The sequence below is a fragment of the Rhodopseudomonas parapalustris genome, from assembly GCF_053772255.1.
In genome coordinates, this window is record NZ_JAMKBZ010000052.1 from 1 (window position 1) to 11,678 (window position 11,678).

Consider the following 11,678-nt stretch of genomic DNA (forward strand, 5'->3'; position numbering starts at 1 on the left):
CTGATGATGCTGTCACTCCGACTCGAAGCCGCCCGACACCCCTAAATCAATCCAGTTCAGCAAACTTCACGGACGACTATTGACCAGGCGGACGGCCACCAAAAAAACGCCGCCACCAATCATGGTGACGGCAAATGCGCTGCTGATCTCAGTTTCAAGTGATCTAAGTGTCAGTTGATCTAAGCGTCAGTCAGCTATTCGTCGTGACGTTCGGATCCGCGTTCAACTTCTTGTAGGTTTCCTGCTCGGCCGTCACGTCCTTCTCGGCCTGCTGACGGAACTCCTCGTTGCGGCCTTCAGGAGATCCGGCAGCCTGCCACATCTCGTTGGTGCGGTGGCTGATCCGTTGCTCGAGATCGCTTTCCATTCTGTTCTCCAATGCTGAGGATGACAAGGGGAGCTCGCTGTCTACAACCTGCATAGCGGTGCAGCGTTCCGGCGCACGCCACACTCTCCAACGCTGGCAGCTCTCACGTCCTCGTCAACGGCCAGCCTGTCGACCGGTCAGTGCGGCCGAATTGACCGGTTCCGAGCAAAGCAAGAACGCGTAGAGAGTTGAGAATCGGGCCTGTTGTATTGTTCGTCAGGTCTCGCATTCGCTCCGGGAGTACGGCGTCTGCGGTGACTGAGCACTCAGGCCCGAGCTGACCCTTACTCGTCCTGCCGCGTCGATTCGCTTTTGAACCGGCCTCCTGAGCGATGAACTTTTTGGAGTTCAGAAGATTAGCAACGGCAGCCGCATAGCTGCTGGAGAACAACCATGCAATTCTTTCCCTGGTATGCGGCGATGATGCTGACGATTGAGGCCAGGAATGTCATCCAGATTCGCCTGATGAGGATGGCGCTTGGCGAAGTGGGCTGCGGAGCAGAACTGGGCCTCATGGTCCAAGAGAAGGTCGCAGCCCTTTACGAAGCGGGCGGAATCCTCGTCGGTGGAGGAAATCCCACGTCTGTTATCGAGATGTATCGCAAGCACGTGGCCGCGAATGCACGAAGGCTGGCAACGCCCGACAAGCTCGTCAATCAAGGCGCGACGCCCACCTGAATGACCGCTCGTTTGGAGCCTAGCCTTGGGTCAACAGCGGCGTTTCTTCCACAGACGCTTCAACACACATGGATACGGGGACCAGCCCGGCCATGACGGAGATGGTCGAGCCGATCGGCGCGACGGAGCCATCAGACCGCTGCGCCGATGTTCGACAGTCGGCTTGCTCCGTATCGCCCGGCGCCCGGGCGCTTACTTCTTGCCCGGCCCGAACTCCTGATCGCTGAACGGATTCGCGTTCGGCCTGCGGATCGCGACGAAACCGAGCTTCACAGACTGGTGGCAGGAATTGCAGCCGGCGGTGAGCTCGTCATAGGCGCGGGCGAACTGACGGCCGTTCTTGGCGGCAATGGCCGCCGACATCGCATCGAGCGGCTTGGCCATGGTGGTGATGTCGTTGACCGGCAGACTCTGGTAGAGCTGGGCGGCGTCTTCCAGTCTGGCCTTAAGCTGCTTGGTCTCGTAGGTCGCCAGCCCCCAATTGCCTGCCTTGCCGGCGAACCACAGCTTGATGTGTCCCACCTGCGCGCCTTGCATCAGATCGGCGAGGCGTGGCTGCGGACGCTCTCCTCCCCGCGGCTGCTGCGCAGCGGCAAGGGAGATCGTGGTGACGAGCGCGAGCGCGCCGATGATCCCGGCGGAAGGCTTGGCGAGCGAGAACCTCTTCATACGTCATCCCCGATCTTGGACGAGCGCCGCGACTCGACGGCAGGCACGCGATTGAACGTCATCAGTAGCGCGGCGCCGACGTCCAGTTCAATCGGGGCAGCGGCAAGGTTGGTATTCGGCGGGGCATTGCTTTCGCCATGCGGCAAACCGACGCCATGGCACGCTTGCATTCGAGCCCGCGGCAGGCGATGCGAGGCTTCCAACATCTCTGCTCGGATCGCCGATGATCACGCTCCGCCCTCGCCTGGCCTCGCTCGTCACCGTTGTCGCGTTCACTGTAGCCTCGACCTCGGCGGTGCGCGCGGCAGAATTGCTGCCGCCGCCGGTCGATCTCCGCATCCTTGCGATCAACGACTTCCACGGCAATCTGAAGCCGCCGCCCGGCGGCGTCGCGATCGACGATCCGGCCGATCGGACCAGGAAGATTCACGTCCCTGCCGGCGGCGCCGAGCACATGGCGACGCTGGTGAAGGCTCTGCGCAAGGACCATCCCAATTCGATCTTCGTCGCGGCCGGCGATTTGATCGGCGCCAGCCCGTTTCTGTCGGCGATGTTTCACGACGAGCCGACCATCGAGTCGCTGTCGCTGATGGGGCTGGCGCTGTCCTCGGTCGGCAATCACGAATTCGACGAGGGCAAGACCGAACTGATGCGGATGCAGAACGGGGGCTGCCATCCGGTCGATGGCTGCCGGGGGCCGCATCCGTTCAAGGGCGCAAGGTTCAACTACCTCGCCGCCTCCACGGTCGAAAACGCGACCGGCAAAACCATCTTTCCGGCTTACGCAATCCGCTCCTTCGGCGGCGTGCCGGTGGCGTTCATCGGGCTGACGCTGAAGAACACGCCCAATATGGTGTCGCCGCCGGGCGTCGCCGGGCTGTCGTTCAAGGACGAGGCGGAGACGGTCAACGCTCTGATCCCGGAATTGAAGGCCAAGGGCGTCGAGGCAATCGTGGTGCTGATCCACGAGGGCGGCTTTCCGACCGGCGACTACAACGAATGCCCTGGCATCTCGGGGCCGATCGTCGAGATCGTCAACAAGCTCGACCGCGCGGTCGATGTGGTGATCAGCGGCCACACCCACCGCGCCTACACCTGCCGGATCGACGGCCGGCTGGTCACCAGCGGCGACAAATACGGCACGATCGTCACTGCGATCGATCTGAAACTCGATCCGACCACCCATGACGTGATCAGCGCAGCCGCCAACAACACCATCGTCCGAACCGAAACGCTGGCCAAGGACCCAGGGCAGACCAAGCTGATCGCCGCCTACGACAAACTGGCCGGTCCGATCGCGGCGCGGCCGGCCGGCGCGGTGACGGCGGCATTGTCGCGGATGCCTAACGCTGCCGGCGAGAGCGTGCTCGGCGACGTCGTCGCCGACGCCCAGCTCAATGCCACATCCGATCAAGACAAAGGCGGCGCAGAGATCGCGCTGACCAATCCCGGCGGCATCCGCTCCGACATCCTGGGCGGCGTAAGCGGCGCAGTGACCTTTGGCCAGGTGTTTGCCGCGCAGCCGTTCCGCAATCAACTGGTGACGATGACGCTGACCGGCGCTCAGCTCAAGGCCGCACTCGAACAGCAATGGGCGGAGCCGGCGCGGCCGCGGATTCTGCAGGTGTCGAACGGCTTCAGCTTCGCCTGGGATGCGACGGGCGCCGAAGGGAAGCGCATACCGGCCGACAAGATCACGCTGAACGGCACCCCGATCGATCCGGAGCGGGCGTATCGCGTCACGGTGAATGCTTATCTCGCCGCGGGCGGCGACGGCTTCGCGGCGTTCAAGAACGGTGCTGCACCGCAAACAGGAATTTACGACGTCGATGCGCTGTTCGCCTATTTCAAATCGCGCAGCCCGGTGGCACCGCCGACCCCGAACCGGATCGTGCGGCTGAACTGAACCGAGACTGCGGCCTCAGCCTTACGCGGGCCTTTCGTTCGCGGCGGCGAATAACTACATTCATTCGAATATATCGCACCCAATCGTACTCCTATGGATCGGCGGCGGACACTTTCGAATGACCACGCTTTTTTTGACCCATTCCGCGTGCCTCGACCATCACACGCCGGAAGGACATCCCGAGCGCGCCGCGCGACTCGTCGCCATCAACAAGACGCTCGCTGAGGATCGTTTCGCAGCGCTGGCGCGCGCGGAATCGCCGATCGGCTCGCTCGAGCACATCGCGCTGTGCCACACCGATCATCACATCGTCGAGCTGCGCCATTTGTCGCCATCGACCGGCACCGTCTATGTCGACGGCGACACCTCGATGTCGCCCGGCACGTTCGAAGCCGCGTTGCGCGGAGTCGGCGGCTCGGTCGCAGCCGTCGACGCGGTGATGAAGGGCACGGCGGCCAACGCGTTCGTCGCCACCCGCCCGCCCGGGCATCACGCCGAGATCACCAAGCCGATGGGCTTCTGCTTCTTCGGCAACGCCGCGATCGCGGCGCGCTACGCTCAGCGGCAATACGGCATCGAGCGGGCCGCGGTGGTGGATTTCGACGTGCACCACGGCAACGGCACCCAAGACATCTTTTGGGGCGATCGCACCGTGATGTATTGCTCCACCCACCAGATGCCGCTGTTCCCCGGCACCGGCTCGGCCGGCGAGCGCGGAGAATACGACAATATCGTCAATGCCCCCCTCGCCTCCGAAGACGGCGGAACCGAGTTCCGGCTCGCGTTCGAGCAGGCGATCCTCCCCCAGCTCAAACGGTTCGCGCCGGAATTGATCGTGATTTCAGCCGGTTTCGACGCGCATTATCGCGATCCTCTGGCCAGCCTGAACCTGCGCGCCGAGGATTTCGGCTGGGTCACGAAACGTTTGATGGAAGTGGCGGATCAGACCGCCGGCGGCCGCATTGTCTCGGTGCTCGAGGGGGGGTATGACCTGCAGGGCCTGAGTGAATCTGTTGCGGCTCATGTGGGCGCCCTGATGGGCGCTTGAACCAGCCGCCCCGCCGGGCGACCAAGAACAACAACGAGAACATGCCCACCGCGCAGCCGCGGTGCCGCCAGGAATGCGAAATGGCCGAAGCCTCCACCGCCGAAGTGAAAAAGCTCAGTTTCGAGCGCGCGCTCGAGGAACTCGAGGGGATCGTCAAGCGGCTCGAGGACGGCAAGGTTCCGCTGGAAGAGTCGGTCATGATCTATGAGCGCGGCGAAGCCCTGAAGCGGCGCTGCGAAGACCTGCTGCGTCAGGCCGAGGCCCGGGTCGACAAAATCACCACCGATGCCCAGGGCACGCCGACCGGGACAGAGCCGCTGGACGTGCAATAGCCCATGCAAAAGGTATCTGGCTACACTCTTGCCACGGCTCGACCGTGGTTGCGCCGCAACACCGGTGCTCGAAAGTTCGTCCCATCAACCTTCTTGGCCGAAAGTCTGCGCCGCCCGACCAGGGCTTGGGCGTGCGGTGGTTGGCATTAAATGAGGGTTTGTGTAAAGGTATGAGCTTATGCGCCGAGCCTGACACTTGCCGGGATGGTACTGTCAAGTTTGGTGGACGTGTGCAGCCGCAATAAGTGATCCAGATCATGTCGTCGGTCAGGAGCACACACGCTTCGATCGTCGATTTCTCCTGAAGCAGGAGTGCAGGAGCCGGGTGAGGCTCGTGCAGACCGGACACTCGGACCATTCGTCGAGGGACTCACCACCCTATAGTTATAGACTGGAATATCGCCGTGACCGAATTTAGTAAAACGCCGCTTCTCGACACCATTCGCACACCGGAAGATCTGCGCAAGCTGCGCGTCGATCAGGTTCGGCAGGTCGCCGACGAATTGCGACTGGAGACGATCGACGCGGTATCGGTCACCGGCGGGCATTTCGGCGCCGGCCTCGGCGTCGTCGAGCTGACCACCGCGATCCATTACGTGTTCGACACCCCGCGCGACCGGCTGATCTGGGACGTCGGCCACCAGGCCTACCCGCACAAGATCCTGACCGGGCGCCGCGACCGCATCCGCACCCTGCGCATGGGCGGAGGCCTGTCCGGCTTCGCCAAGCGCACCGAGAGCGACTACGATCCGTTCGGCGCCGGCCATTCCTCGACCTCGATTTCCGCCGGCCTCGGCATGGCGGTGGCGAGCGAGCTCGCCGGCATCAAGAACAACGTCATCGCGGTGATCGGCGACGGCTCGATCTCGGCCGGCATGGCCTACGAGGCGATGAACAACGCCGGTGCGATGAACTCGCGGCTGATCGTGATCCTCAACGACAACAATATGTCGATCGCCCCGCCGGTCGGCGCGATGTCGTCGTATCTGTCGCGGCTGTATTCGGGCAAGACCTACCGGTCGTTGCGCGAGGCCGGCAAGCAGATCGGCAAGCACCTGCCGAAGGTGATCGCCGACCGCGCCGCGCGCGCCGAGGAATATTCCCGCGGCTTCATGGTCAATGGCGGCACGCTGTTCGAGGAGCTCGGCTTCTATTATGTGGGCCCGATTGACGGGCACAATCTCGACCACCTGCTGCCGGTCCTGCAGAACGTCCGCGACGCCGACACCGGTCCGTTCCTGATCCACGTCGTCACCCAGAAGGGCAAGGGCTACGGTCCGGCCGAAGCAGCCGCCGACAAATATCACGCGGTGGTCAAGTTCGACATCGCCACCGGCGCTCAGTCCAAGGCCAAGTCGAACGCGCCGTCGTACCAGAACGTGTTCGGCCAAAGCCTGGTCAAGGAAGCCGAGAAAGACGACAAGATCGTCGGCATCACCGCCGCGATGCCGTCCGGCACCGGCATCGACATCTTCGAGAAGTCGTTCCCGAAGCGCACCTTCGACGTCGGCATCGCCGAACAGCACGCCGTGACCTTCGCGGCCGGCCTCGCCACCGAGGGCTACAAGCCGTTCTGCGCAATCTATTCGACCTTCTTGCAGCGCGCCTACGACCAGGTTGTCCACGACGTCTGCATCCAGAACCTGCCGGTCCGCTTCGCGATCGACCGCGCCGGCCTGGTCGGCGCCGACGGTGCGACCCATGCGGGTTCGTTCGACAACGCCTATCTGGGCTGCCTGCCCAATATCGTGATCATGGCGGCCGCGGACGAGTCCGAGCTGGTGCACATGGTCGCGACTCAGGTCGCGCTCAACGACCGTCCGAGCGCGGTGCGCTATCCGCGCGGCGAAGGCCGCGGCGTCGAAATGCCCGACGTCGGCGTGCCGCTGGAAATCGGCAAGGGCCGCGTCATCCGCCAGGGCAACAAGATCGCTCTGCTGTCGTTCGGCACCCGGCTCGCCGAGGCCGAGAAGGCCGCCGACGAACTCGCCACGCTGGGCCTCTCCACCACCGTCGCCGACGCCCGCTTCATGAAGCCGCTCGACGTCGAGCTGGTGACCAAGCTCGCCCGCGACCACGAAGTGCTGCTCACCATCGAGGAAGGCTCGATCGGCGGCTTCGGCAGCCATGTGATGCAGACGCTGGCCGAGCACGGCTTGCTCGACGGCGAGGTCAAGATGCGGGCGATGGTGCTGCCCGACGTGTTCCTCGACCACGACACCCCGGCGGCGATGTACGCCCGCGCCGGCCTCGACGCCAAGGCGATCGTCAAGAAGGTGTTCGAAGCGCTCGGCAAGGACGCCGCGACCGGGACCTCGAAGCTGGCGTGAGGCGGCGGAGTTCTCTTACCCTCCCCCTCCAGGGGAGGGTGAAATTCGCACTCACCCGCCCATGAAGATCTACCTCGCCGGCCCCGACGTCTTCCTGCCCGATGCGCTCGAGATTGGCCGGCGCAAGGTCGAGTTGTGCGCGGACCACGGGCTCCAGGGCCTTTTCCCGCTCGACAATGTGGTCGCGCTCGCCGCGCATGACGCCTCGCTGCAGATCTTCCGCGGCAACGAGGCGATGATGAACGACGCTGATGCGATCATCGCCAATCTGACGCCGTTCCGCGGTCCCAGTGCCGACGCCGGCACAGTGTACGAGCTCGGCTATATGGCCGGACGCGGCAAGCTGGTGCTCGGCTATTCGAACGATCCGGCCAACTATGTCGCGCGCGTGAAGCAGTTCGAAACCGTCGAGAGCCGCGACGGCCTGTTGATCGGCGCCGACGGCCTCGCGGTCGAGGATTTCGGCCTCGCCGACAATCTGATGCTGATCCACTGCCTCGATCTGCACGGCGCGCCGCTGGTGACGCCGCGCGCAGCGCCCGCCGATCCATGGCACAATCTCGACAGCTTCACCGCCTGCGTCCGGATCGCGGCGCAGCGGCTGCGGCCACACCAGCCGCGCTGAGCCATGGCGAAATCACCCGACGCCCCGTCCCGGAAGCGCGCCGACGTCGTGCTGGTCGAACGCGGTCTGTTCGACAGCCGCGCGCGGGCGCAGGCGGCGATCGAAGCCGGCCTCGTCTTCGCTGACGGCAAGCCGGTCACCAAAGTCTCCGAGCCGGTCGCGCTCGATGCCGTGCTCGAAGCGCAACCGGCGCATCCCTGGGTGTCGCGCGGCGGCGTCAAGCTCGCCGGCGCGCTGGAGCGCTATCCGATCGAGATCGAGGATCACGTCTGCCTCGACGTCGGCTCTTCCACCGGCGGCTTCACCGAGGTGCTGCTGGCGAACGGCGCCGCATTGGTGTTTGCGGTCGATGTCGGCCGCGATCAGCTCCATGCCTCGCTGCGCGGCCATCCCAAGATCGTCTCGATGGAAGAGACCGACATCCGCAAGCTCGAAGGCACCCGTCTGCCGCAGCGACCGGACGTGGTGGTGATCGATGCCAGCTTCATTTCGCTGAAGCAGGTGCTGCCCGCGGCGCTGTCGCTTGCCGCATCGCCGATGAGTCTGCTGGCGCTGATCAAGCCGCAATTCGAGGCTCCCTCGAAGCGCGGCATCGTGCGCGACGCCAAGGTGCATCGCGCAGTGTGCGACGACGCCATCGCCCTCGCCGCTTCGCTCGGCTGCCGCGACATCGAGGTCTTTGCGTCCTCGATCGCCGGCGGTGACGGCAACGTCGAATTCTTCCTCGGTGCAAAGCGCGGCTAAGAGCTTCCAAGGCGCGACGTCTTGGCCGGAACCAAAGTCTTACTCCGGCCGCAACTTCCGCTATGGTGCGCGCCATGACCGTACCTGGTTCCAACATCGCCGCCGGCGCACTCGCGCCGGCGAAGTCGTCTGCGTGGCGAACAGAGCTGATCGAAACGCTGTGGCTCGCGTGGCCGATGGCGATGACTCAGCTCGGCCAGATCGCGATGATGACCACCGATCTGGCGCTGATCGGCCGGCTCGGCGACACCGCCGTGGCGGCGGCGGCGCTGGCGCATATCGTGCTGTTCTCCACATTCACCATGGGCCTTGGCCTAGTCTCCGCGGTGACGCCGCTGGCCGCGCAGGCGTTCGGCGCCCGCGCGCCGCGGCAGGTCCGCGCGTCGCTCCGCGTCGGGCTGTGGGCGGGCGTGATAGCCGGCATTCCGCTGACGCTCGGCCAGTTGTACGGCGAGGAGTTGCTGGTCGCGCTCGGCCAGGACGCAACGACGTCGCGCCTCGCCGGCGACTATCTCGACGGGCTGGCGTGGTCGCTGGTGCCGGGCTGGCTGTTCATTGCGCTGCGCGGCTTCATGGGCGCAGTGAACCGGCCCGAGCCGGCGCTGTGGATCATGCTGACCGCAATCCCGATCAATCTCGGCCTTGCTTACGCGCTGATCCACGGCTCGCTCGGCCTGCCGCGCCTCGAGATCTTCGGCGCTGGTCTGGCCACCACCATCGTGTCGTGGGCGATGTGCATCGCCGCCGCAGTAGTATGCGTGACGATGCGCCCGTTCCGGAAGTACCAGGTGTTCGGCGAGTTGTTCCGGTTCGACGGTGAGCTGATGCGGCGGTTGTTGCAGCTCGGCCTGCCGATCTCCGGCGCTTCCGTGCTCGAATACGGCGTGTTCGGCGCTGCAGCTCTGCTGATGGGCCTGTTCGGCACCACCGCGCTCGCGGCGCACCAGATCGCCCTGCAGGTCGCAGCGATCATGTTCATGGTGCCGATGGGGATTTCCGTCGCCGCCACGGTGCGGGTCGGCCACGCGGTCGGCCGCGGCGATCCGCCCGGCGCGCGCCGCGCCGGCTTCGCGGCGATCGGCCTCGGTTTTGCGTTTATGGCGGCGATGACTCTGCTGGTGGCGCTGACCCGGCATCAGATCCCGTATCTGTTTCTCGGGGAGTCGGAGACCGCCACGGCGACCGCGACGCTCACCGCATCGTTGCTGATCGTCGGCGCCAGCTTCTTCATCGCCGACGGTTTGCAAGTGGTCGCCAATGGCGCGCTGCGGGGGCGCAACGACACCAAGATACCGCTGCTGTTCGCAGTGCTCGGGTTCTGGCTGATCGGCTTTCCGTTCTGCTGGGTGCTCGGCTTCCACACCGAGCTCGGCCCGTTCGGTGTCTGGATCGGGCTTGCAATCGGCCTCATCGTCTACGCCGCGCTTCTGATGTGGCGCTTCCACCGACTGACGCGGGACTCGATGGCAGCCGCCGTCGCCGCCTGATCAGTTCCGGCTTTACGGCCTGCCGGCCGGAGACTATCGCATCGCCATGATCCAGACCCTGACGATCGATCAGCTCGGCCACCGCGGCGACGGCGTCAGCCTGTCGCAAGGCAGCGCGATCTACGTTCCGTTTGCCCTGCCCGGCGAAACCGTCGAGGTCGAAGCAGTTCAAGGCCATCCCGACCGCCGCAAACTGCTGCGCGTCGAGGTGGCGAGCTCCGACCGGATCGCGCCGTTCTGTCCGCATTTCGGCGTGTGCGGCGGCTGCGCGATCCAGCACTTGGGCGACGAGCCGTATCGGACGTGGAAGCGCAATCTCGTGATCGAGACGCTGACGCAAGCGGGAATCGACGTCCCGGTCGATCCGCTGATCGATGCGCATGGGGCAGGACGCCGCCGTATCACGCTGCATGCCCGCAGGGGCACGCACGACATCCTCAAAGTCGGCTTCAGCGCCACGGCAAGTCACGAGATCATCGGCATCGATCACTGCCCGATCCTCGATCCGGCGCTCGGCGGCGCGCTGGAAGCGGCGTGGGCGCTGGCGGAATCCCTGACACCGGTCGGCAAGCCGCTCGACATTCAAGTCACTGCTACCGAAAACGGCCTCGATATCGACGTGCGCGGCTCTGGGCCGCTGCCGCCGAAGATGATCACGTCGCTATCGCAGCTCGCCGAGCAGCACAAGCTGGCCCGGCTGACCCGGCACGGCGAATTGGTGCTGCTGCGCCGGCCGCCTGCGGTGGCGATCGGCAAGGCCAAGGTGACGCTTCCGCCGGGCGCGTTCCTGCAGGCGACGGCGCTCGGCGAGGAGACGTTGGCGAAGCTCGCGATGGCACATCTCGGCCGCGCCAAGCAGGTCGCGGATCTGTTCTGCGGCATCGGCCCGTTTGCGCTTCGCCTCGCCGAGAAAGCGCGGGTGTTCGCCTGTGACAGCGATGCGCCCGCAGTCGCCGCGCTGCAGAAAGCCGCACCGGGAACGCCGGGACTGAAGCCGGTGAAGGCGGAAGCCCGCGATCTGTTCCGGCGGCCACTGGCACCGCCCGAGCTACGCGATTTCGACGCCGTGCTGTTCGATCCGCCGCGCCAGGGCGCGCAAGCGCAGGCCGCACAACTCGCGGCCAGCCGCGTGCCTCTGGTGATCGCAGTGTCGTGCAACGCCACCACCTTCGCCCGCGACGCGAAGCTGCTGATCGACGGCGGCTACAAACTGGAACGCGTGACCCCTGTCGATCAGTTCAAGTACACGCCGCATGTCGAACTGGTGGCGGTGTTGCGGAAGCAGTAGTTCAAAGCGTCATTCCGGGGCGCTCGCGAACGCGAGCGAACACGGAATCTGGAGCTGTCGAGCAACCGGCATTTCAGTCGTCCGTGAAGTTTGCTGAACTGGATTGATTTAGGGGTGTCGGGCGGCTTCGAGTCGGAGTGACAGCATCATCAGCAGGGCACGCAAAAGCCGTTTGAACCAGCGCAGCAGCAAGTGGAAGTTGAA

12 protein-coding genes are annotated in these 11,678 nt (G+C 65.0%); 9 read left to right on the forward strand and 3 right to left on the reverse strand.

Annotated features, from left to right (window positions below):
• Window positions 1–190: 190 nt before the first annotated feature.
• A complete protein-coding gene (locus tag M9H71_RS24495) occupies window positions 191–367 on the reverse strand; it encodes a DUF2934 domain-containing protein (protein ID WP_455407467.1) in 177 nt (58 codons plus the stop codon).
• Window positions 368–760: 393 nt separating this feature from the next.
• Here M9H71_RS24495 and M9H71_RS24500 point away from each other — a divergent pair, with 393 nt between their 5' ends.
• Window positions 761–1,045 (forward strand): hypothetical protein, encoded by a 285-nt coding sequence (locus tag M9H71_RS24500; RefSeq protein ID WP_455407468.1) that lies wholly within the window; start codon window positions 761–763, stop codon window positions 1,043–1,045.
• A gap of 192 nt (window positions 1,046–1,237) precedes the next feature.
• On the opposite strand, the gene M9H71_RS24505 is transcribed toward M9H71_RS24500, so the two are convergent.
• The gene (locus tag M9H71_RS24505; protein WP_455407469.1) at window positions 1,238–1,714 is read right to left on the reverse strand and encodes a hypothetical protein; all 477 of its coding nucleotides are present in this window, start codon (window positions 1,712–1,714) and stop codon (window positions 1,238–1,240) included.
• Window positions 1,711–1,920 carry a hypothetical protein gene (locus M9H71_RS24510; protein ID WP_455407470.1) on the reverse strand — a complete coding sequence of 70 codons (210 nt, stop codon included), beginning with the start codon at window positions 1,918–1,920 and terminating at the stop codon, window positions 1,711–1,713. The genes M9H71_RS24505 and M9H71_RS24510 overlap by 4 nt, the downstream gene beginning before the upstream one ends.
• 17 nt (window positions 1,921–1,937) lie before the next feature.
• Here M9H71_RS24510 and M9H71_RS24515 point away from each other — a divergent pair, with 17 nt between their 5' ends.
• The 8 genes from M9H71_RS24515 to M9H71_RS24550 all read left to right on the forward strand — a co-directional run bounded on the left by M9H71_RS24515 (window position 1,938) and on the right by M9H71_RS24550 (window position 11,474).
• On the forward strand, window positions 1,938–3,620 hold the full coding sequence (locus M9H71_RS24515) for a bifunctional metallophosphatase/5'-nucleotidase (protein ID WP_455407471.1): 1,683 nt from the start codon (window positions 1,938–1,940) through the stop codon (window positions 3,618–3,620).
• Window positions 3,621–3,738: 118 nt separating this feature from the next.
• Window positions 3,739–4,668 (forward strand): histone deacetylase family protein, encoded by a 930-nt coding sequence (locus M9H71_RS24520; protein ID WP_455407472.1) that lies wholly within the window; start codon window positions 3,739–3,741, stop codon window positions 4,666–4,668.
• An 80-nt stretch (window positions 4,669–4,748) separates the two neighbouring features.
• Window positions 4,749–5,000: an exodeoxyribonuclease VII small subunit gene (locus tag M9H71_RS24525; RefSeq protein ID WP_455407478.1), complete on the forward strand. Its 252-nt coding sequence runs from the start codon at window positions 4,749–4,751 to the stop codon at window positions 4,998–5,000.
• A 404-nt stretch (window positions 5,001–5,404) separates the two neighbouring features.
• The gene (gene dxs / locus M9H71_RS24530) at window positions 5,405–7,330 is read left to right on the forward strand and encodes a 1-deoxy-D-xylulose-5-phosphate synthase (protein ID WP_455407473.1); all 1,926 of its coding nucleotides are present in this window, start codon (window positions 5,405–5,407) and stop codon (window positions 7,328–7,330) included.
• 61 nt (window positions 7,331–7,391) lie between these two features.
• Window positions 7,392–7,955, forward strand: coding sequence for a nucleoside 2-deoxyribosyltransferase (locus M9H71_RS24535; RefSeq protein WP_455407474.1), 564 nt, complete (start codon window positions 7,392–7,394; stop codon window positions 7,953–7,955).
• Window positions 7,956–7,958: 3 nt separating this feature from the next.
• Window positions 7,959–8,699, forward strand: a complete 741-nt coding sequence (locus tag M9H71_RS24540) for a TlyA family RNA methyltransferase (protein ID WP_455407475.1) — start codon at window positions 7,959–7,961, stop codon at window positions 8,697–8,699.
• Window positions 8,700–8,761: 62 nt separating this feature from the next.
• Window positions 8,762–10,186: an MATE family efflux transporter gene (locus tag M9H71_RS24545; protein WP_455407476.1), complete on the forward strand. Its 1,425-nt coding sequence runs from the start codon at window positions 8,762–8,764 to the stop codon at window positions 10,184–10,186.
• Between the two features lie 46 nt (window positions 10,187–10,232).
• Entirely contained in the window at window positions 10,233–11,474 is a 1,242-nt protein-coding gene (locus M9H71_RS24550; RefSeq protein ID WP_455407477.1) for a class I SAM-dependent RNA methyltransferase, read from the forward strand.
• Window positions 11,475–11,678 lie beyond the last annotated feature (204 nt).

Bases quoted from the DNA above. Each gene is read 5' to 3' on its own strand.
- M9H71_RS24495 (WP_455407467.1), bottom strand. From the start codon at position 367: ATGGAAAGCGATCTCGAGCAACGGATCAGCCACCGCACCAACGAGATG.
- M9H71_RS24510 (WP_455407470.1), bottom strand. From the start codon at position 1,920: ATGTTGGAAGCCTCGCATCGCCTGCCGCGGGCTCGAATGCAAGCGTGC.
- M9H71_RS24545 (WP_455407476.1), top strand. From the start codon at position 8,762: ATGGTGCGCGCCATGACCGTACCTGGTTCCAACATCGCCGCCGGCGCA.
- M9H71_RS24520 (WP_455407472.1), top strand. From the start codon at position 3,739: ATGACCACGCTTTTTTTGACCCATTCCGCGTGCCTCGACCATCACACG.
- M9H71_RS24550 (WP_455407477.1), top strand. From the start codon at position 10,233: ATGATCCAGACCCTGACGATCGATCAGCTCGGCCACCGCGGCGACGGC.
- M9H71_RS24540 (WP_455407475.1), top strand. From the start codon at position 7,959: ATGGCGAAATCACCCGACGCCCCGTCCCGGAAGCGCGCCGACGTCGTG.
- M9H71_RS24535 (WP_455407474.1), top strand. From the start codon at position 7,392: ATGAAGATCTACCTCGCCGGCCCCGACGTCTTCCTGCCCGATGCGCTC.
- M9H71_RS24515 (WP_455407471.1), top strand. From the start codon at position 1,938: ATGATCACGCTCCGCCCTCGCCTGGCCTCGCTCGTCACCGTTGTCGCG.
- M9H71_RS24505 (WP_455407469.1), bottom strand. From the start codon at position 1,714: ATGAAGAGGTTCTCGCTCGCCAAGCCTTCCGCCGGGATCATCGGCGCG.
- M9H71_RS24525 (WP_455407478.1), top strand. From the start codon at position 4,749: ATGGCCGAAGCCTCCACCGCCGAAGTGAAAAAGCTCAGTTTCGAGCGC.
- M9H71_RS24500 (WP_455407468.1), top strand. From the start codon at position 761: ATGCAATTCTTTCCCTGGTATGCGGCGATGATGCTGACGATTGAGGCC.